This is a genomic window from Paracoccus sp. (in: a-proteobacteria), from assembly GCF_032007265.1.
Lineage (GTDB): Bacteria > Pseudomonadota > Alphaproteobacteria > Rhodobacterales > Rhodobacteraceae > Paracoccus.
The window spans coordinates 18,694-39,138 of sequence record NZ_DALZMB010000013.1; the positions used below are offsets into that span (position 1 = coordinate 18,694).

Annotated in this window: 20 protein-coding genes and 1 tRNA gene; 6 read left to right on the top strand and 15 right to left on the bottom strand. The window is 59.3% G+C overall.

What is annotated here, in order from left to right; translation table 11 throughout:
- Positions 1-63 precede the first annotated feature (63 nt).
- Complete coding sequence (gene carA, locus RTS12_RS04540) at positions 64-1,212, bottom strand: glutamine-hydrolyzing carbamoyl-phosphate synthase small subunit (protein WP_312525928.1); 1,149 nt, start codon at positions 1,210-1,212, stop codon at positions 64-66.
- Between the two features lie 141 nt (positions 1,213-1,353).
- On the opposite strand from carA, the gene RTS12_RS04545 reads away from it, so the two are divergent.
- Complete coding sequence (locus tag RTS12_RS04545; RefSeq protein WP_312525930.1) at positions 1,354-1,818, top strand: GatB/YqeY domain-containing protein; 465 nt, start codon at positions 1,354-1,356, stop codon at positions 1,816-1,818.
- Between the two features lie 86 nt (positions 1,819-1,904).
- Here RTS12_RS04545 and RTS12_RS04550 read toward each other — a convergent pair whose 3' ends face one another.
- The 4 genes from RTS12_RS04550 to lipB form a co-directional block, all read right to left on the bottom strand.
- Positions 1,905-2,447, bottom strand: coding sequence for a DUF2244 domain-containing protein (locus RTS12_RS04550; RefSeq protein WP_312525932.1), 543 nt, complete (start codon positions 2,445-2,447; stop codon positions 1,905-1,907).
- A 148-nt stretch (positions 2,448-2,595) separates the two neighbouring features.
- A complete protein-coding gene (ctaD, locus tag RTS12_RS04555) occupies positions 2,596-4,269 on the bottom strand; it encodes a cytochrome c oxidase subunit I (RefSeq protein ID WP_312525934.1) in 1,674 nt (557 codons plus the stop codon).
- Positions 4,270-4,472: 203 nt separating this feature from the next.
- On the bottom strand, positions 4,473-4,919 hold the full coding sequence (locus tag RTS12_RS04560; RefSeq protein WP_312525935.1) for a cytochrome C: 447 nt from the start codon (positions 4,917-4,919) through the stop codon (positions 4,473-4,475).
- A gap of 153 nt (positions 4,920-5,072) precedes the next feature.
- Positions 5,073-5,726 (bottom strand): lipoyl(octanoyl) transferase LipB, encoded by a 654-nt coding sequence (lipB, locus tag RTS12_RS04565; protein ID WP_312525937.1) that lies wholly within the window; start codon positions 5,724-5,726, stop codon positions 5,073-5,075.
- Positions 5,727-5,906: 180 nt separating this feature from the next.
- Here lipB and metH point away from each other — a divergent pair, with 180 nt between their 5' ends.
- Both metH and RTS12_RS04575 read left to right on the top strand, forming a co-directional pair.
- Positions 5,907-9,650 carry a methionine synthase gene (gene metH, locus RTS12_RS04570; protein ID WP_312525939.1) on the top strand — a complete coding sequence of 1,248 codons (3,744 nt, stop codon included), beginning with the start codon at positions 5,907-5,909 and terminating at the stop codon, positions 9,648-9,650.
- 87 nt (positions 9,651-9,737) lie between these two features.
- Positions 9,738-9,824: transfer RNA gene (locus tag RTS12_RS04575), tRNA-Leu, on the top strand.
- Between the two features lie 165 nt (positions 9,825-9,989).
- Here the strand turns inward: RTS12_RS04575 and RTS12_RS04580 are convergent.
- Entirely contained in the window at positions 9,990-10,340 is a 351-nt protein-coding gene (locus RTS12_RS04580; protein WP_312525941.1) for a zinc ribbon domain-containing protein YjdM, read from the bottom strand.
- Between the two features lie 161 nt (positions 10,341-10,501).
- Between RTS12_RS04580 and RTS12_RS04585 the strand changes: the two genes are divergently transcribed.
- The gene (locus RTS12_RS04585; RefSeq protein WP_312525943.1) at positions 10,502-11,098 is read left to right on the top strand and encodes a histidine phosphatase family protein; all 597 of its coding nucleotides are present in this window, start codon (positions 10,502-10,504) and stop codon (positions 11,096-11,098) included.
- Between the two features lie 96 nt (positions 11,099-11,194).
- Here RTS12_RS04585 and RTS12_RS04590 read toward each other — a convergent pair whose 3' ends face one another.
- The 3 genes from RTS12_RS04590 to RTS12_RS04600 all read right to left on the bottom strand — a co-directional run bounded on the left by RTS12_RS04590 (position 11,195) and on the right by RTS12_RS04600 (position 14,303).
- A complete protein-coding gene (locus RTS12_RS04590) occupies positions 11,195-11,554 on the bottom strand; it encodes an SUF system Fe-S cluster assembly protein (RefSeq protein WP_312525998.1) in 360 nt (119 codons plus the stop codon).
- An 85-nt stretch (positions 11,555-11,639) separates the two neighbouring features.
- Positions 11,640-12,389 (bottom strand): MipA/OmpV family protein, encoded by a 750-nt coding sequence (locus RTS12_RS04595; protein WP_312525945.1) that lies wholly within the window; start codon positions 12,387-12,389, stop codon positions 11,640-11,642.
- Positions 12,390-12,455: 66 nt separating this feature from the next.
- On the bottom strand, positions 12,456-14,303 hold the full coding sequence (locus tag RTS12_RS04600; protein WP_312525947.1) for an ABC-F family ATP-binding cassette domain-containing protein: 1,848 nt from the start codon (positions 14,301-14,303) through the stop codon (positions 12,456-12,458).
- A gap of 231 nt (positions 14,304-14,534) precedes the next feature.
- Here RTS12_RS04600 and ndk point away from each other — a divergent pair, with 231 nt between their 5' ends.
- Complete coding sequence (gene ndk, locus RTS12_RS04605; protein ID WP_312525949.1) at positions 14,535-14,957, top strand: nucleoside-diphosphate kinase; 423 nt, start codon at positions 14,535-14,537, stop codon at positions 14,955-14,957.
- Between the two features lie 90 nt (positions 14,958-15,047).
- Here ndk and RTS12_RS04610 read toward each other — a convergent pair whose 3' ends face one another.
- The 6 genes from RTS12_RS04610 to RTS12_RS04635 form a co-directional block, all read right to left on the bottom strand.
- Positions 15,048-16,373, bottom strand: a complete 1,326-nt coding sequence (locus RTS12_RS04610; RefSeq protein WP_312525951.1) for a cytochrome b/b6 domain-containing protein — start codon at positions 16,371-16,373, stop codon at positions 15,048-15,050.
- Between the two features lie 241 nt (positions 16,374-16,614).
- Positions 16,615-18,039 (bottom strand): DEAD/DEAH box helicase, encoded by a 1,425-nt coding sequence (locus RTS12_RS04615; protein WP_409455666.1) that lies wholly within the window; start codon positions 18,037-18,039, stop codon positions 16,615-16,617.
- 213 nt (positions 18,040-18,252) lie between these two features.
- Positions 18,253-18,702 carry a D-aminoacyl-tRNA deacylase gene (gene dtd, locus RTS12_RS04620; protein ID WP_312525953.1) on the bottom strand — a complete coding sequence of 150 codons (450 nt, stop codon included), beginning with the start codon at positions 18,700-18,702 and terminating at the stop codon, positions 18,253-18,255.
- A complete protein-coding gene (locus RTS12_RS04625) occupies positions 18,702-19,118 on the bottom strand; it encodes a DUF6691 family protein (RefSeq protein WP_312525955.1) in 417 nt (138 codons plus the stop codon). Before RTS12_RS04625 ends, dtd begins: the two co-directional genes overlap by 1 nt.
- Positions 19,118-19,546, bottom strand: coding sequence for a YeeE/YedE family protein (locus tag RTS12_RS04630; protein ID WP_312525957.1), 429 nt, complete (start codon positions 19,544-19,546; stop codon positions 19,118-19,120). Before RTS12_RS04630 ends, RTS12_RS04625 begins: the two co-directional genes overlap by 1 nt.
- A 66-nt stretch (positions 19,547-19,612) precedes the next feature.
- Complete coding sequence (locus tag RTS12_RS04635; RefSeq protein ID WP_312525959.1) at positions 19,613-19,840, bottom strand: hypothetical protein; 228 nt, start codon at positions 19,838-19,840, stop codon at positions 19,613-19,615.
- 293 nt (positions 19,841-20,133) lie between these two features.
- Here RTS12_RS04635 and RTS12_RS04640 point away from each other — a divergent pair, with 293 nt between their 5' ends.
- Positions 20,134-20,376, top strand: a complete 243-nt coding sequence (locus RTS12_RS04640) for a DUF2312 domain-containing protein (RefSeq protein WP_312525961.1) — start codon at positions 20,134-20,136, stop codon at positions 20,374-20,376.
- Positions 20,377-20,445: the final 69 nt, after the last annotated feature.

Genomic DNA, 20,445 nt, shown 5'->3' on the forward strand with positions numbered 1-20,445 from the left:
TTGAAAGTTAAAGGCGGGTTAACCCCGCCTTTGTCTTGTCACAACCTCTGTTCGTGCAGCCGATCAGCGACGGCGCGCGCGCATCGCATCCGCGAAACGCTGGAACAAATAGCCGCTGTCTTGCGGGCCGGGGCTGGCTTCGGGGTGGTGCTGGACCGAGAAAACCGGCTTGTCGAGCAGGCGCAAACCACAGTTCGAGCCGTCAAACAGGCTGACGTGGCTTTCGATCACACCTTCGGGAAGGGTCTGAGCATCGACCGCAAAGCCGTGGTTCATCGAGGTGATCTCGACTTTTCCGGTCTCAACGTCACGAACCGGGTGATTCGCACCGTGATGGCCATGGCTCATCTTGACGGTTTTGGCACCCAGGGCGAGGGCCAGCATCTGGTGGCCAAGGCAAATCCCGAAAATCGGCAGATCTTTTTTCAGCAGTTCCTGGATCATCGGCACCGCGTAGACGCCGGTTGCAGCCGGGTCGCCAGGGCCGTTCGACAGGAAAATCCCCTCGGGGTTATGTGCCAAAACCTCTTCGGCGGTTGCCGTTGCGGGCAGAACCGTCACCTCGGCGCCGCTTGCCACCAACGAGCGCAGGATGTTGCGCTTGGCGCCGTAATCAAGGGCGACGACGCGGAAGGGCTGGGCCTCTTTTTGGGCGTTGAACGCGCCCGGCCATTCCCAAAGACCCTCATCCCATTTGTAGCTTTGGGTGCAGCTGACCTCTTTGGCCAGATCAAGACCTACCAGACCTTTCCAATCACGCGCCTTGGCAACCATGGCGGCGATGTCGAAATTCCCTTCAGGATCATGGGCTAACACAACATGCGGCGAGCCCTGCTGGCGGATCGCACGGGTCAAGCGGCGGGTGTCGATGCCACCAATGCCGATGCGGCCGTTCTTTTCCATCCAAGCGACCAGATCCGAGGTCGAGCGCCAGTTTGACGGCTCGGTCGGATCCCATTTGACAACGATCCCCGGCGAGACGGGCTCGGGGGCCTCTTCGTCCTGCGCGGTCACACCGGTGTTGCCGATGTGGGGGAAGGTAAAGGTCACGACCTGACTTGCATAGGACGGGTCGGTCATGATCTCTTGATAGCCGGTCATGGCGGTGTTGAAGACAAGCTCAGCCACCGTTTCCCCGGTTGCGCCGAAACCTCGGCCGTGGAAGACCGTTCCGTCAGCAAGAGCAAGACATGCGGTCGGTTTCTGTGCCATCTTCTATTCTCCGGATAAATCGGCCGGAACCTAAGATTAGTGGGCGCAAGCGTCAAGGCCGGAACTCGGGGAAAGCGTGCGACTTGACGCGGCACGGCTCTGGGGGCAGACGACTGTGCTGACCTGCAACATGAGGATGATATGGAACTTCGCGCACGCATTCAGGCGGATACGAAAGAGGCCATGAAAAGCAAAGACGCACCGCGCCTATCGACGCTGCGTCTGATTTCTGCGGCCATGAAGGACCGTGAAATCGCGGCCCGTGGTGAAAACACCGAACATCCCGGCCTGACGGACGCCGATCTGGTGGCGATTCTGTCGAAAATGGTCAAGCAGCGCCAAGAATCAGCGCGCGCCTATGAAGAGGGCGGACGGCTTGAGCTGGCTGAAAAAGAAGAGGCCGAGATCAAGGTCATTCAGGCCTATCTGCCGCGCCAGCTGGATGAGGCTGAAGTGCAATCCGCAATTGAAAAGGTTGTTGCGGATCTGGGCGCAAATTCGATCCGCGACATGGGGCGCGTCATGGCTGAGCTGCGCGTGCGCTTTGCAGGGCAGATGGATTTTGGGGCCGTCGGGCCCATGATCAAAGCCAAGTTGATGGCCTAAGGGTTTGCGACCAAGAGCGGCGCAGAGCCGCTCTTGGTGGGCCAGGATACGTTCTGACAGCCATGCGGTGCATCCGTAGGGACCGATCATCCCAAGGGCTGATGCAGGCGGGCAAGCGCTTGTTCAAGCTCGCGGCGCAATGTTTCGCGCTCTTCGGGCGCAAGGAAACTTCCGATTTCATATTCGCGCTGACCGTCGGTCAGGGTCAGGTAATTCTCGACCGGGCCGTGATGGTGCATGCGTGTGCGTACCCAATAGGGGTTGGCCTGCCATAGCCGGTCGCTGCGGCCGGGGTCCTGACGGCGCAGGGTCAGCTGATCGGGGGTCAGCGTCAGCACCTCATGGGTGGCACCGCTACGATAGCTGCGTTCGATCGCGACCCACAGCGCCCAGATCACCAGCGCAGCAAAAGGCAGCAGCCCCCACATCACCCCCGAACCAATCACCGACAAAAGCGGCAGCGACAGCCCGATGGCTGTGATCGCAATCACCCAGACAAACCCCTTTCGCGGCAAAGAGCGATGGGGCCACAGATGCAGCTCGATGGTGGTCTCGGGGCGGGGGCCTTGGCGTTCATGCGGGTCAGCGGCGCTCGCATCTGCAAGGGATGGGGTCCAGCGATAGGGCATAACTTAACTCGGCCAACCATGGCGGCCTGCCGCCGCCTGCCAATTTTACGAGGGTTTGAAGTCTTTTCCAAGGCTGGGTGCGACCCAGGGCCCGAATGGAAAACGGCCCCGGATTGCTCCGGGGCCGCTTGGTCATTGTGTGACAGCCTTAGTGGGCTTGTGCACGGTCCCAATCTTCACGCTTCGGCAGTTGCTCGAAGGTGTGCTCGGGCGGCGGGCAGGGCAGCGACCATTCCAGCGTGTCGGCATGCTCGTTCCAGTAGTTGTTCTGGGTCACGCGCTTACCGGCAAACAGGGTGTAGAAGACGATGCCGATGAAGAAGATGAACGACGCGAACGAGATATACGCACCGATCGACGAGATATTGTTCCACATCGCGAATTCGACCGGATAGTCGATATAGCGGCGCGGCATGCCTTGGCGGCCAAGGAAGTGCTGCGGGAAGAAGGTCAGGTTTGCACCGATGAACATCGCCCAGAAGTGCAGTTTACCAGCCCATTCCGGGTACTGACGGCCGGACATCTTGCCGATCCAGTAGTAGATACCGGCGAAGATGGCAAAGACGGCACCCAGCGACATCACATAGTGGAAGTGCGCCACGACGTAATAGGTGTCGTGATAGACGCGGTCCAGCGGAGCCTGCGACAGAACAACACCGGTGACGCCACCGACGGTGAACAGGAACAGGAAGCCAAAGGCCCACAGCATCGGGGTTTTGAACTCGATCGAGCCGCCCCACATCGTTGCGATCCACGAGAAGACCTTGATGCCCGTAGGCACGGCGATCGTCATGGTGGCCAGCATGAAGTAGGACTGCTGGGTCAGCGACAGGCCGACGGTATACATGTGGTGCGCCCAAACGACGAAACCAAGGATACCGATCGCAGCCATTGCCAGAACCATCGGCAGGTAACCGAAGATCGGTTTCTTGGCGAAGGTCGAGATGACGTGGCTGATGATCCCGAAGCCGGGAAGAATGATGATATACACTTCCGGGTGGCCAAAGAACCACAGGATGTGCTGGTACAGGATCGGGTCACCGCCACCAACGGGGTTGAAGAAGTTCGTCCCGAAGTTGCGATCCATCAGCAGCATGGTGATGGCGCCAGCCAGAACCGGCAGCGACAGCAGGATAAGCCATGCAGTGATAAAGACCGACCATGCAAACAGCGGAACCTTGAACAGGGTCATGCCCGGTGCGCGCATGTTCAGGAAGGTGGTGATGATGTTGATTGCACCCAGAATCGACGAGGCACCCGAAACGTGGACTGCGAAAATCGCCAGATCCATCGAGTAGCCGTCTTCAATGGTCGACAGCGGCGGGTACAGAACCCAGCCAACGCCCGAACCCATGCCGCCGCCACCAGGGGCCAGCAGCGATGCAATACCAAGCGCCACACCACAGACATACATCCAGTAGCTGAGGTTGTTCAGGCGCGGGAAAGCCATGTCCGGCGCACCGATGTGCAGCGGCATGAAATAGTTGCCGAAACCGCCGAACAAAGCCGGGATAACGACGAAGAACATCATCAGAACGCCGTGATAAGTGATCATCACGTTCCAAAGATGGCCGTTAGGCGAACATTCTTGCGTTGCATCAGCGATGAAACGCGCCCCTTCCATACACATATACTGCACACCGGGGTGTTGCAGTTCCATACGCATATAGACCGTAAAGCAAACCGAGATCAGACCGACGATAGCCGCCGTGAACAGATAGAGGATCCCGATATCCTTGTGATTGGTTGACATGAACCAACGGGTGAAAAACCCGCGGGTGTCATGATGGTCATCCGAGCCATGGACGGCGGCGTCTGCCATGTGTGATCTCCCTAGACTTGCGGCTTGCCGACCATCGGAAAGGTCGGCGGACTCAGAGTGGTTCTAGACCACAAAAACCAGACCGGCAATGGACCGGAGTGGCGATTGAGGTGCCCCCGACCCAATTTTCAAGGGGCCGGGGGCACAAAATGCTTCACAATGTTCCCAGCGCCTACCAAAGGCCGGCGCCGGGCATTTCAGGTTTACTGAGCAGCCGGCGCCGCAGCGGCCTCGGGCGAGTTCGCAGCCAGGAAGGCGACGACATCAGCCTGATTCTTGTTCATCTTGAAGGTCATTTTGGTCTTCAAGGATTTGTCGCCGGTCTTTTCATCGACATAAGCGTTCGGGTCGGTGATGTAGGCGGCCAGATCTTCCTGGGTCCAGACCTCACCGGCCTCACCCAGTTTCACGAGCGCGTCAGAGAATTTGAACCCGTCAGCAGTACCGGCTTTGCGGCCGACGACGCCGTAGAGGTTCGGACCGGTTTTGCCGCCTTTGACGACATCGGTCCCATCAGGAGCCTGAATCATGTGGCAGGCTTTGCATTTCTTGAACTCTTTTTCGCCATTAGCTGCGTCGCCAGCGTCTTGGGCGAAGGCAGGAACGGCAAGCAAAGTTGCGGCAAGAGTGGCGAAAAGGCTGATCTTCATCGCATGATCCTTTAGAAGCGGATTGATCCCGGCAGGGATGCTGCATTTGGTCAATGTTTATAGCAAGAGCTGACACGCTCTATCATCCAGATTGTGATCATCTACCACATACTGGTGAGAGGCGGCCATCCTACTGATGGTGAGGGGTTGGACTTAAGGGTCCGGGAAACTTTTCGAAAACCGCGCTTTTAACGCGGAATCGATGTCTCCCATCGTAACCGGCAGACCTAAATCCACAAGGCTTGTGACGCCATGTGCAGTTATGCCGCAGGGAACAATTCCGGAATAATGGCTCAGGTCAGGCTCGACGTTGATCGCCAAGCCGTGAAAGCTGACCCATTTGCGCAGTTTGACGCCGATTGCGGCGATTTTGTCTTCGCGCGTCGTGCCATCCAGCAAGGGGGCTTTGTCAGGACGCGCGATCCAGACACCGACCCGCCCTTCGCGGATTTCGCCCTTCAGGCCGAATTCGGCAAGCGCGCCGATGACCCAGTTTTCAAGGGCTGTGACAAAAGCGCGCACGTCGCGCCCGCGCCGGTTCAGATCCAGCATGACATAGGCCACGCGCTGGCCCGGACCGTGATATGTATATTGGCCGCCCCGTCCGGTGACATGAACGGGAAAGCGGTCAGGGTCGGTCAGATCCTCGGCCCTGGCGCTGGTCCCTGCCGTGTAAAGCGGCGGGTGTTCGACAAGCCAAATCAGCTCGTCTGCGGTTCCGGCCGAGATTGCGGCTACACGCTCTTCCATCCGAGTGACGGCAGTGGCGTAGTCGAGAAGGCCGGGTTCTGTAATCCATTCAACCATAGCGCCTCTTACTGCCGCCGGGACATCGCCTGCAAGAGGATCCGGCATGCAAAGGCATATGATGACGCGGGGCTCTTCGGGTTAATATGAGACTTTTTCATGATTATAGTGCGGATGATGAATTTCCCTAATTGATCCAGCAGGGCTATAAGGCGCCATGCACAAGTCCGGACCCAGAACATGACCACCTATCGCGCACCTGTTATCTCTCCTGTGTTTGAAAGCCTGCGCCGTGCCGCGGCCGAGCGGATCTTGATCCTTGATGGGGCGATGGGCACTCAGATTCAGCTGTTGAATCTGGGCGAGGATGATTTCACCGGCCATGGTTCGGGCTGCGGCTGCGGACATCATTCGGACCATCCGCAAAAGGGCAATAACGATCTGTTGAACCTGACCCAGCCCGCTGCGGTCGAAGAGATCCACTATCGTTACGCCAAGGCCGGGGCCGATATTGTCGAGACCAACACATTTTCCTCGACTTCGATTGCGCAGGCCGATTACGGCATGCAGGGCGCGGTCTATGATCTGAACCTGCGCGGTGCACAGATCGTACGCCGTGCGCTGGATCGGGCCACGGCCGAGGATGGCCGGCCTCGCTTTGTCGCAGGCGCGCTTGGGCCGACCAACCGCACGGCCTCGATTTCGCCCGATGTGAACAATCCCGGATACCGGGCAGTCACCTTTGACGATCTGCGCATCGCCTATTCCGAACAGCTGCGCGGGCTGATCGATGGTGGCGCGGACATCATCCTGATCGAGACGATTTTCGACACGCTGAACGCCAAAGCCGCCATTTTCGCCTGCGAAGAAATGTTCGAGAAATTCGGCGTGCGGCTGCCGGTAATGATCTCGGGCACGATCACCGATTTGTCGGGGCGCACCCTGACCGGGCAGACACCCAGCGCGTTCTGGTATTCGATGCGCCATGCCCAACCGCTGTCGATCGGCCTGAACTGTGCGCTTGGCGCCAATGCCATGCGCCCGCATCTGGCCGAGCTTTCGACCGTGGCCGATACCTTGATTTGCGCCTATCCCAACGCGGGCCTGCCCAATGAAATGGGCCAATATGACGAAGATCCGGCCCAGATGGCCGCCCAGATCGAGGAATTCGCGCGCGAAGGGCTGATCAACATCGTCGGCGGCTGCTGCGGATCGACCCCGGATCATATCCGCGCCATCGCGCAGACAGTGGCAAAATACCCGCCGCGCGCCATCCCCAAAATCGAGCCTTTGCTGCGCCTGTCGGGGCTAGAGCCTTTTGTGAAAACCCCGCAAATCCCCTTTGTTAACGTGGGCGAGCGCACAAACGTCACCGGCTCGGCCAAGTTTCGCAAGCTGATCACTGCGGGCGATTACAGCGCCGCATTGGTGGTTGCGCGCGATCAGGTCGAAAACGGTGCGCAGATCATCGATGTGAACATGGATGAAGGGTTGATCGATTCCAAACAGGTGATGATCGAATATCTGAACCTGATCGCATCCGAACCCGATATTGCGCGTGTGCCGGTGATGATCGACAGCTCGAAATGGGAGGTGATCGAGGCCGGGCTGAAATGCGTGCAGGGTAAGCCGATCGTGAACTCGATCTCGCTGAAAGAGGGCGAGGAGGCGTTCTTGCATCATGCGCGGCTGTGCCGCCGTTATGGCGCGGCGGTTGTCGTCATGGCCTTTGACGAGGTTGGCCAAGCCGATACCGAAAACCGCAAGGTCGAGATCTGCACCCGCGCCTATAAGATCCTGACCGAACAGGTGGGCTTTCCGGCAGAAGACATCATCTTTGACCCCAACGTCTTTGCCGTAGCCACCGGGATCGAGGAACATAACAATTACGGCGTTGATTTCATTGGTGCGACGCGCCGGATCATGCAGACATTGCCGCATGTGCATATCTCGGGCGGCGTCTCGAACCTGTCGTTCAGTTTTCGCGGCAACGAACCCGTGCGCGAGGCGATGCATGCGGTGTTCCTGTACCACGCCATTCAGGCGGGGATGGATATGGGCATCGTCAACGCTGGCCAGCTGGCGGTTTACGATCAGATCGATCCGGAACTGCGTGAGGCCTGCGAAGATGTGGTGCTGAACCGTCGCGACGATTCAACCGAACGCATGCTGGACATCGCGAGTCGCTATCGCGGTGAAATGGGCGCCAAAGCGCGCGAAAAAGACCTGAGCTGGCGCGAATTTTCGGTCGAAAAGCGTCTTGAGCATGCTTTGGTCAACGGCATCACTGAATATATCGACGCAGATACCGAAGAGGCGCGTCTTGCGGCCGAGCGCCCGCTGCATGTGATCGAAGGTCCGCTGATGGCGGGGATGAATGTCGTTGGCGATTTGTTCGGCTCGGGCAAGATGTTCTTGCCGCAAGTCGTGAAATCGGCACGGGTGATGAAGCAGGCCGTGGCCCATCTTCTGCCCTTCATGGAGGCCGAAAAGGCCGGCAGCGGGGCCTCGAACTCGGCTGGCAAGATCCTGATGGCGACCGTCAAAGGCGACGTTCATGATATCGGCAAGAACATCGTCGGCGTTGTTTTGGCCTGTAATAACTACGAGATCATCGATCTTGGCGTGATGGTTCCCGCAACCAAGATCCTTGAGGTCGCCAAGCGCGAGAATGTCGATATTATCGGCCTGTCGGGGCTGATCACGCCCTCGCTGGACGAGATGGTGCATGTCGCATCAGAAATGGAGCGCGAGGGGTTCTCGGTGCCGTTGCTGATCGGTGGCGCAACCACCAGCCGCGTCCATACAGCGGTGAAAATCAATCCGCGTTATAACAAAGGCCAGACTGTCTATGTCACCGATGCCAGCCGCGCGGTGGGGGTGGTCTCGAACCTGCTGTCCGAACAGAAAAACAGCTTTGCCGCTGATGTCCGTGCCGAATATCTGGACGTGGCCGAGCGCTATACCCGCGGTGAGGCCGATAAAAAGCGCCTGCCGCTGGCCAGTGCGCGCGACAATGCGGTCAAAATCGACTGGAGCGGCTGGCAGGCCAAAACGCCAAAGTTCTTTGGGCCTCGTGTCATCAGCGATTTCACGCTGCAGGAAATCGCCGCCTATATCGACTGGACGCCATTCTTCCAAACCTGGGAGCTGAAGGGGGTCTATCCGCGTATTCTGGACGATCCCAAACAGGGCGAAGCCGCGCGCCAGCTTTTTGCTGATGCGCAGGCGATGCTAAAGCTGATCATTGACGAGCAGTGGTTCAAACCTCGCGCCGTCATCGGCTTTTGGCCCGCGAATCGCAAAGGCGACGATATTCAGCTGTGGCAGGACGAGGAACGTAAAGCACCTTTGGCCATGCTGCACACGCTGCGCCAACAGCTGACCAAGCGCGATGACCGCCCCAATGTCGCCATGGCCGATTTTGTCGCGCCCGAGGGTGTGCAGGATTACGTCGGCGGTTTTGTCGTCACCACCGGGGCCGAAGAGCAGACGATTGCCGATCGCTTCAAGGCGGCGAATGACGATTTCTCGGCCATTCTGGTGCAGGCTCTGGCTGACCGTTTTGCCGAAGCATTGGCCGAAATGATGCATGAGCGCGTGCGGCGCGACTATTGGGGCTATGCGCCTGACGAGGCCTTTACGCCTTCTGAATTGGCGGCAGAACCCTATGACGGTATTCGGCCCGCACCGGGTTACCCGGCCCAGCCTGATCACACTGAAAAGGTTACGCTTTTCGATATTCTGGACGCAACTGCGGCCACGGGTGTCGAGCTGACCGAATCAATGGCGATGTGGCCCGGCGCGTCGGTTTCGGGGCTGTATATCGGTCATCCGGACGCCTATTATTTCGGCGTTGCCAAGGTCGAGCATGACCAGGTTCTGGACTATGCTGCGCGCAAGAACATGAGCCTTGCCGAGGCCGAGCGCTGGTTGGCGCCGATCCTGAACTACCTTCCTGTGCAGGTTGCAGCAGCGGAATGAAAAGAAGATGAATTTTCTTTCAAAAAGCTGACGAATGCCTCTTTTCAACGCCAGAGCGACGGGCTACATCAGCCGGGCTGACAGGATGCGGTCGTGGCGGAATTGGTAGACGCGCAGCGTTGAGGTCGCTGTTCCTTAACCGGAGTGAAAGTTCGAGTCTTTTCGACCGCACCATCAGCCAGAATAAGCCGACGCTTAAAGCGTCGGCTTTTTTCGTTACAGCACAGGAAACCTTTCCCGAACGCAGCCTGCATAGCTGCCAGGCTGAAGCGGCCAAAGGTGGCAAACGCCCCCTGTCATAACAAGGGGCGTGTCTGATCCACGCCTATTCGGCCAGTTCTATTCGGCTACTTTTTTGACGAATTGCGATTTCAGGCTCATCTGGCCAAGGCCGGGAATTTTGCAATCAATGTCGTGATCGCCCGAGACAAGGGTGATGTTGCGCACTTTCGTGCCCACTTTGACGACCGAGGAAGATCCTTTGATCTTCAAATCCTTGATGACGGTGACGGTATCGCCGTCTTGCAAGATATTTCCAACGGAATCGCGAATGCTTTCGTCATCAGCACTGGCGCTATCGGCGCCATCGGGCGCCCATTCATGGCCACATTCGGGGCAGGTGAGCAGGGCTCCGGTTTCATAGGCATAAAGGGACTGACAGACGGGGCACGGGGGCAAGGAATTGGTCATGGAACGACTATAGCCGGGCGATGTTGCCCCGGCCAGATCAGCGGCTTCGCCCAAGCGATGCGTAGACGCCTGGCACAAGGAATTCACCTAACTTCACCAACACCGGTTGACAGCAACTTGCCCCGGGCCGCAGTCTGCCTGCTCTAACGGCAAGAAGTGCCATGAGGGGCGATGTGACGAAATTTCCCGATCTCTATTTGATGCGGCACGGACAGACGATCTGGAATGTCGAAGAGCGAATGCAGGGCCTGCTTGATTCGCCCCTGACCGAACTGGGATTGGGCCATGCGCAACGTCAGGCGGCGTTGGTCAGCGCTTTGGCACAAAAGCAAGAGATTGACCTGGCCGCAGTGGGCAAATTTGCCAGCACACAGGGCAGGGCGCAGCATACGGCACAGATCATTTTCGGCGATGGTGGCTTTGAAAGCGATCAGCGCCTTGTTGAAATTGATGTGGGTGCCTTTACCGGCGCACAGATCAAGCACCTGCGGATCAGCCATCCCCATATTTTCACCGGGCCGCGCTATGATTGGTACAACCGCACCCCGGATGGGGAACATTTCGCCGCGCTTGAGGCGCGGGTCCGCTCGTTTCTAGAGGGGCTGACCAGCCCTGCGATGATCGTGACCCATGGCATGACTTTGCGCATGATTCGTGTGGTGGCTTTGGGCCTGCCTGTTGCGCGCATTGCCGAAATGCCGGTGCGTCAGGGCGTTATCCATCTGGTTGCGCAAGGCAGACATCGCACCTTGTCCTAGATGAACAGGGCGAGGATCGGCCCTGCACATAAATGCCGAACGCCGCCCAATTCTCTGGGGCGGCGTTTTGCAAAACAGATCGTCGTGGGGTGCGGATCAGATAAAGCCCAGCTCTAGGCGTGCTTCATCCGACATCATATCCATGCCCCATTGCGGCTGGAACGTCATTTCGACATCGACCATCTTGACGCCGGGCACGGCCTCGACCGCATCGGCGACCCAACCGGGCATCTCGCCGGCGACGGGGCAGCCGGGCGCAGTCAGCGACATGATGACCCGCACCGCATTCTCGTCGTTGATCTCAATGGTGTAGATCAGGCCAAGGTCGTAAATATTCACTGGGATTTCAGGGTCATAGACCGTCTTGCAGGCCTCGACCACGGCGTCGTACAGCGCGTGTTCGGTGGTCGATGGCGCGATCAACGGCGCGCCTTCCATTAGCGTCTCGGCGGTCATGGCCAGAATGTCCCGGTTAACTGTCATTTCTGACAGAAGATATAGGCATCAAGGGCCCCGCGGTCCAGTGCGGGGCGCGCGATGATCAAAATCCGAAGCTGAAGCGGTGCACAACGCCCAGACGGATCGAGGGTTGGCCTTTGGATTCAACCAAGGGCGAATCTGCGGCATCGCCGATCAGGCGGGAATATTCGACCTCGCCGACCACTGCCATTTGTTCGGTCAGCGCATAGCGCGCTTCCAGACCAAGCGATGCGGCATAGACGCCACCATCGGGGGCATAAGCAGCACGATCGGGGGTGGCTTCGGCATCGGTCACGCCGAAATAGGTCTCGGTGAAGTCGCTTGAGCCATATTTGGCCTCGGCCTTGCCCCAAAGCGTCAGGCGATCATTGGCCTCGACGCGGTATTTGGCGCCGAATTCGCCGACAACGCCCTCGTGGCCGCCAAAGCCCCTGCGCAATGCCAGATAGCTGCGGGTCGCACCGTAATCATAGCCCAGACGGAAGCCGACTTCGCCCGAACGGTCGATGTCCTTCATGCCGGTCAGCGAGTCGTGGTCATCCGAATCGCGGCCACCGCGAAAGTTGAACGAGGGCACGATCGAGAAACCATCCGTCGTTCTGTCGCCGCTAGCGGTCGGGCGGCTCAGGGTGCCGTTGCGCAAGATCAGCCAGGGCGATGCGTCGTGATCGTCCGAACCCATATAGGAGGGGCTATAGCTGGCCCCCAGCCCGACATCAGCCGAAAGCACGTAGCCGCTCAGATCCTGCGCCTGTGCCGCACCCGCCAGCGGGGCTGCCGCCAACATCAGAAAGGGAATCACATGGCGCATGGTCGGCTCCTCAAGACACGAATTTGACCCGCAATGCGGTCATCCTAGAGCAAACTCAAGCGAAAATCACCCGCGCTGTGCGGTTTCCAACCGTTCGAGGGCTTCTAGCCACAGTGCCTCGGCGCGCTGCATGGCCTGTGTGATCTCGGTATGCTTGCGTCCCCATTTTTCCGAGGCAACCGCATCATCATAGGTCGCAGGATCGGCCATGATCGCATCCAGCTTGGTCATCATCTCGCTAAGCTTCTCGATGCGCTCTTCTGATTTGCGCACCTCGGCACGCAGGTCCAGGATCTCATCGCGCGAGACGCGCTTGGGCGCGGGGGCCTTGACCGGCGCACCTGCCTTGGGCTCTTCGCCGCTCAGCAGCAGTTTGCGATAGCTGTCGAGATCGCCCTGATAGGGTGCGACCGCGCCATCCGCGACCAGCCACAGACGCTCGGCCACTAGGTTGAGCAAATGCATATCATGGCTGACCAGCACGACTGCGCCGGTGTAATCATTCAGCGCTTCGGTCAAAGCCTCGCGGCTTTCGATGTCCAAGTGGTTGGTCGGCTCGTCCAGAATCAGCAGATGCGGCGCGTCGATGGTTGCCAACAGAAGCGAGAGGCGGGCCTTTTGGCCGCCCGAAAGCTTGCCGACCAATGTATCGGCCTGATCGACCATCAGTCCAAAACCAGCCAGTCGCGCGCGCAATTTCGGCGGGGCCTCGTTGGGACGCAGACGGCGGATGTGATCCAGCGGCGTTTCGTCCAGATGCAGCTCGTCGACCTGATGCTGGGCGAAGTAGCCGATGCGCAGCTTGGACGAGCGGGTGACTTTACCCTCCATCGGCTCCAGGCGCTCGGCCAGCAGCTTGGACAAGGTCGATTTGCCCTGACCATTGCGACCCAGCAGGGCGATACGGTCATCTTGATCGATACGCAGGTTCAGCTTGTGAAGCACAGTGCGCGATTCATAACCAATCGACGTGCCATCCAGCACCACAATCGGCGGGGACAGCTGTTCGGGCTGGGGAAAGCTGAAGCGGTGCAGCTTGGCCTCTTCGGGGGCCGTGATCGGCTCCATTTTGGCCAGCATTTTGATACGTGCCTGTGCCTGCACGGCTTTGCTGGCTTTGGCGCGGAAGCGATCGACAAAGCTTTGCAAATGCGCGCGGCGGGCATCTTGCTTTTTGGCCTCGGCGGTCAGAAGCGCGCGCTTTTCCGCGCGGGTGCGGGCAAAGGTGTCATAGCCGCCCGTATAAAGCGTCAGCTTGCGGTCTTCGAGGTGAAGGATATGGCCAACCGCACGGTTCAGCAGATCGCGGTCATGGCTGATGACAATGACCGTATGGGGATAGCGTGCCAGATAACCTTCCAGCCAAAGCGCGCCCTCGAGGTCAAGATAGTTGGTCGGTTCGTCAAGCAGCAACAGGTCAGGCTGCGAGAACAGGACCCCCGCAAGGGCGACGCGCATCCGCCAGCCGCCGGAATAATCGCTGGTCGGGCGGGCCTGATCCTCGGTCGAGAAACCCAGGCCGCGCAAAATCGTGGCGGCGCGTGCCTCAGCGGACCAGGCATCAATATCGGCAAGGCGCGAGTGAACCTCGGCGATGCGATTGGGATCGGTGGCGGTCTCTGCCTCCAGCATCAGGCTGGCGCGTTCGGTATCGGCGGCAAGCACCGTGTCCAGAACGCTGGTCGAATTGCCCGCAGCCTCTTGCGCGACGCCGCCGATACGGGCGCGCGAGGGCAAAGAGAATGACCCGCTATCCAGATTCAGCTCGCCCCGAAGGATGCGAAACAGCGTGGTCTTGCCCGCGCCATTTGGCCCCACAAGGCCAACCTTATGGCCCGTCGGGATCGACGCCGAAGCGTGCTCGAAAAGCGGGCGACCCGCGATGGAATAGTTTATGTCATCAATGCGCAGCATCCGGGCGGCTTGCCGTATCCCGAGCCTCGCGTCAATCGCTAGTCGGTGCGGCTTTGCCGGTTCGGCTGAATTTGTGGTGAAGATCGCGCCCGTCTTGGCTGTAATCAGCAAAGGATGGTGCATAAAATGCGCGACATGCCTGTCGGGCGATCTTTCCAAAAACCGGCCTGCGTGTTAACCGGGCGCGGATTATCGGACCATGGGGTCCGAATGTTTAAAAAGGATTTCACCATGGCTGTTGAGCGCACTCTCTCGATCATCAAACCGGACGCAACCAAGCGCAACCTGACCGGCAAGATCAATGCGAAATTCGAAGATGCCGGCCTGCGCATCGTCGCACAAAAACGCATCCAGCTGACCCTTGACCAAGCTGGCCAGTTCTACGCCGAGCACAAAGAGCGTCCCTTCTTTGGCGAACTGACCGAATTCATGGTTTCCGAGCCGGTCGTTGTGCAGGTTCTGGAAGGCGAAGGCGCCATCTTGAAAAACCGCGAAGTCATGGGCGCAACCAACCCGGCGAATGCCGATGAGGGCACCATCCGCAAAGAGTTCGCTCTTTCGGTCGGCGAAAACTCGGTTCACGGTTCGGACAGCCCGGAAGCAGCAGCACGCGAAATCGCGTTCTTCTTCTCGGGTCTTGAACTGGTCGGCTAATCGCCACAGGTTCGACTAAGAAAGGCCGCCCCTTGGGGCGGCCTTTTTTCTTGCGCAAATGTCAGTTGCTTTGCGCCCGTTTGGGCAGGGTCATTGCTGCTTGGCAATCAGATCAAAAGCGATGTCCACGCCAAAGGCCACGGTGCTTTCATCGGTGTAATTCTTGCCAAGATCGAAATCGCGCCGATCCACGTGAAGACCGCCTTTTGCCGTGGCGGTATCGCCTTGGATTGTCAGATCAAAGGCCAATTCCGCCGGAACGGTTTTGCCTGCAATGGTCAGCTCGCCCTTGGCCACATGAGCGCTGCCGCCTGCCGGTGCCGGATCGATCTGCCCGGTGAAATGGGCCTTGGGAAACTCTGCCGCATTGAGAAAGTCGGGGCCCTTGGCATTTTCACTGACCGCACCCAGCGTCAAAGATGCGATATCGATATCGACGGCAACCTGGCCGGTTTGGCTGGTCGGGTCATAGCTGATCTGGGCCTGCCACGCGCCAAAGCTGCCGGTCACGGCGCTGCCTGCTTGAGTAACCGAGATGCTCAGGTTTCCGCTTTCGACCGTCCAGCCGTTGGCCGCAAGCGTTGCAGGGGCTTTGGCCGCCGGGGGGCCAGATTGCGCGCCAGATTGCGTGTTGGCCTGCGTGTCGGCCGGGGGGGCATGAGCCGCATCCTGAGCCGAGCTCTGAGCGGAGGCATCGGGGGTGGCAAGCTCGGGAGCGGCGATCGCCTCGGCTTCGGATGGAAGCGGCGAGAATGCGGCAAAGCCCGCCAAAGCGGCCCAGATCAGGCCCGCAGCCACGACGGCCGAGATCGCCAGTCGGTGATCTTGGGCAGGTGGTTCGGGCAAATCGGCACTGGGCCCTGCCATGCGGGCCAGGGTCGCGTCTTTGTCGATCAAGACATGCTTTAAAACCCCCGCCACATGCAGCGCAATCAAGGCGCCCAGAACCCACCATCCCAGATCGTGAAAGGTACCGAACCGCTCGGACAGGGTCAGGTCTTGTGGGACGCCGGGAAGGCGCTGACCAAAAGGCCATAAAATGCGCGCAAATCCACCCGGTGCCGCCGAATGCAACAGCCAACCCGACAGCGGAATGACGATCATGCCGATTGTCAGCCCGAAATGGACCATTTCGCCCAGCCATGTCTGCAATTTGGCCTTGGGGTGCAGGGGGCGCGGCTTTGGCTGGGTGAGCGTCCAGATCAAGCGCAAAACCGCAAAGACCAGAACCGTGATCCCCAGCGTCTTGTGGATCGAGAATGCCTGAAAGACGCGCTGGATCTGCTCGGGTGGGGTTGCGCTCAAGCTATCTGCATATAGCCCAAGTGCAATTGCCGCGAAAATCAACAGCGCTGTGCCCCAGTGAAAGAAACGCGCAACCCAGCCGTATCCGCGCGTGTCATTGGCAGCTTTCATCGCAAGCTCCTAAAATTGGCTTATATCTGCGCGGTCCAACCGAGCCGCGCGCAAAGAGGTTTGATGGCCGCCAGTCCCGGGCTCGGCCCACGCCAGAAAGGGGCACTGCCCCCAATCGCGGCTGCGATGGAACCCAAGACTTTGGCTATGTCGCAGAGGGTTAGAGACGAAAAACGGGACCGGCAAGGGCCGGTCCCGGTGATGTGATCAGATCGTCGCTGCCTGTGATCAGGCGTAGGGATTAGGTGTCGGCGTGTTGGCGACCCGATTGGCCTTGACCCGTACGCGGCGCGCGCGAAGGGCGGCGGGCAGGGCGCTTTTTGGCGTCAAAGCCGGGCTTTTGACCTTTGGGCGCACCGCGGCCCGCACCATTGGGGCCGGGACGGTTGGTGAAGTCAAAGGGTTCATCACCGCCGATGACCGGGATCTTGGCTTTCATCGCCTTTTCGATGGCGCGCAATTCGCCAACCTCGGCAGGCGCGCAGAAGGCGACGGCACGGCCATCACGACCCGCACGCGCGGTGCGGCCGATGCGGTGGACGTAGTTTTCCGGCACGTTGGGCAGGTCATAGTTATAGACATGCGCAACTTCGGGGATGTCGATGCCGCGCGCGGCAACATCGGTCGCGACAAGAACCTTGGTCTCGCCGGCACGGAAGGATGCAAGCGCACGCTCGCGCTGGCCCTGGCTTTTGTTGCCGTGGATGGCAGCGACTTTATAGCCCCATTTATCCAACAGCGTCGCCAGTTTTTCCGAACCATGTTTGGTGCGGCCGAAAACGATTGCCAGCTCGCTCATGTGTTTGGACAGATATTCCGCCAGCAGGCTTGCCTTGTCGCCCTGATTGACGAAATGCACGCCCTGCTCGATTTTCTCGGCAGCTTTTCCCGGAGGGTTGACGGCGACGCGCACCGGCTCTTTCAGGTAGCTGTCTGCCAGTTCGGACATCAGCTTGGGCATGGTCGCCGAGAACAGCAGCGTCTGACGCTTGGGCGGCAGCAGGCGGGCAATGCGGCGCAATGCATGGATAAAGCCGATATCCAGCATCTGGTCGGCCTCATCCAGCACCAGATATTCGGTTGCGCTTAGGTCAATCGCCTGACGTTCCAGCAGGTCGATCAGCCGGCCCGGCGTTGCGATCAGCACGTCAACGCCGCGCGACATGCGCTCGGTCTGAACATTGATCGAGGCGCCCCCCACGATGCGGTAAGAGCGGATCGAGGTGCCTTCGGCATAGGCGTCGATATTTTGGGCGATCTGGGTGGCCAGTTCGCGGGTCGGCGCAAGGATCAGCGCGCGGCAGGTGCGCGGATCGGGTTTGCGGCCGTATTTGATCAGGCGCGTGATCATCGGCAGCCCGAAAGCTGCGGTTTTGCCGGTGCCGGTCTGTGCCAGGCCCAACAGGTCACGTCCGGCAACGATTGCCGGGATTGCTTCGGCCTGAATCGGGGTCGGGACGGTCAGGCCCATGGCGATCAGGTTGGCGTTGATGCGGCCATCAATGCCCATGTCGGCAAAAGGCCCTTCGGCAACAGGTTCACGCACGATTGCGCGGCGGCGCTGTGCGGCCTGCGAATCGTCATAGCCATTGGTGCCATCGGTTTTTGGGGTGCGGTTAAAGCGCGGCTTCCCGCCCGAGCGCGGGCGGCGAGTGGTTTCGGTCATCAAATGTCTTTCGGTCCGTGCCGCCCGTATCGGAGGCAAGACGTAATGCGGAAAATTCCGCGATGCAAAGGAGCGGGCCAAGATACGAAACCCGCCGGACCCCTGCGTGACATGGGATTCGAAACTTTATCGCGCCATTTGGGCCTAAAGACCCGGCTGCTCACGCGCCAGCTTGTTGCGACTTGGCTCAAATGGTGCCGCAGCGCAGAAAAGTCAAGCGCGGTCCGTGCTGTCCATCCAGATTGTGACAGGACCGTCATTGACCAGCGACACTTTCATATCCGCGCCAAAGATGCCGTTTTGCACGACAAGGCCCAGCTCTCGTAGCGCTTGGCTAAAGCTTTCATAAAGCTCTTGGCCGCGGTCAGGGGCTGCGGCGGTCGAAAAACCGGGGCGGTTGCCCGAGCGCGTATCAGCTGAAAGGGTGAACTGGCTGACAACCAGTACCTCGCCCCCGATATCCTGTACCGACTTATTCATTTTGCCCGCCTCATCGCGAAAGATGCGGCATTTGGCGACACGTGCGGCCAGTTTGGCTGGCGCATCGTCACCATCGCCTTGCATGGCACAGACCAGAACCATCAGCCCTGTGCCGATCTTGCCGGTGCTTTGGCCGTCGACCTTGACCTCGGCCTCAGAAACCCGCTGGAGAAGTGCCCGCATCAGGATTTTGCCTTTAAATTTGCATTGATGAAAATGCCGACCAGCATGGCGGCAACAAAGGTCCAGATCGCTGCGCCGCCAAAGCCGATCGAGGCAAGGGCCGGGCCGGGGCAAAGGCCCGCGATGCCCCAACCCAAACCAAAAAGCGCCGAGCCGCCGATCAGTCGCTTGTCCAGCCGGGTGCTGGGCGGGCCGGGCAGCTTTTCACCGCTGAGCGCGCAAGGCATGCGCGCGGCAACGCGCCATGCAATGGCCATGGGGATCATCGCTCCGCCCAGCACAAAGGCAAGCGCGGGGTCCCAATTTCCAAAAATATCCAGCCAACCCTGCACTTTGGCAGGATTGGTCATCCCCGAGACCACCAGACCCGCGCCAAAAAGTCCGCCCGAGATCAGCGCAACCAAAAGACGTACCATCAGATCATCCACCCAAAGGCGCGCGCGACCAGAACGCCCACCACGCCAAAGATCAGATAGGTCAGGGTGGCGACAATACCGCGCCAAGCCAGACGTGAGACGCCGCAGACACCGTGACCGGAGGTGCAGCCATTGGCCATTCGCGTGCCAAGCCCGACTAGCAGACCCGCGCCCCCCAAGCCCAGACCGCTTGCAACCGGAGCCGAACGCTGGCCAAAACCTGACCAGACCATCAATGCGGGAAACGCGATCAGGCCAAGCACAAAGGCCAACCTTTCAAGCCGCTCGGCGCCTTTGGCGCTGCCGTCAATCAGCCCGCCGAAAATGCCGCTTGCGCCCATGATACGCCCGTTGACCAGCAAATAAATCGCTGCTGCACAGCCGATCATCAAGCCACCGATCCCCGCGCGGAGCCACTCCATCTCCATGACGTCATCTTCCTGTGTGACGTGGCCCCATCGCTTGGAATTGCACAGGGAAAGCCGATTTTAGGCTTATTTTCCCAGCATAATCCCGATGACCACTGCCATCAGACCTATCACCGAGCCCGCCAGAGCAGCAAGGTTCACAGCCATGACGCGACGCATGGTCACGCGCAAAACCTCGTCGGATTGGCCCGAGCGTCGCGCGCGGATCACCGTCAGAATACACCAGCCAAGGGCCAGCAGCCCGACCACGGTCAGGGCGGTGCCGCCCCAGATCAATATGTCCCAGATCGTCATCTTTTACCCTCGTTTGGCGCGAATGGCCTAGCGGTGATTGCACCTCGCCGCAAGACCGCCTAATTCCTCGGCCCATCAGGCAAAGGACGGATCATGGACGACGATCAGGCTTGTGACATCCTGCCAGGCAAGGCGGTATGACCGCTTTGGGACAGGAATGTGCGAGCATGGGTCAGAATGTGATCCGTTTTCATACGGTGGATCAAAGCGTTGGAATATTGCTTTCGCGCGCCTTGCCGTATCGCCCTTAGGATAATTACTGTGGTCCGCAAGCAAGACAGAATGGAGCAGACATGGACTCTTATCAGGTAACGGCGGATGAACTGCGTCAATTCGTCGAGCGCATCGAGCATCTGGAACAAGAGAAAAAAGACATCTCTGAACAGATCAAAGAGGTCTATAGCGAATGCAAAGGCCGTGGTTATGACACCAAGGCCATCAAGGCGATCATTTCGCTAAGAAAGAAGGACCAAGAGCAGGTCGCCGAAGAGGAAGCCGTCCTTGAGGTCTATATGGCCGCATTGGGCATGCGCTAAGCCGCGCCTTGGGCTGAAAATCCCTGTCACGATAGATATAAGGCGGCCCATAGGCCGCCTTTTGTCATT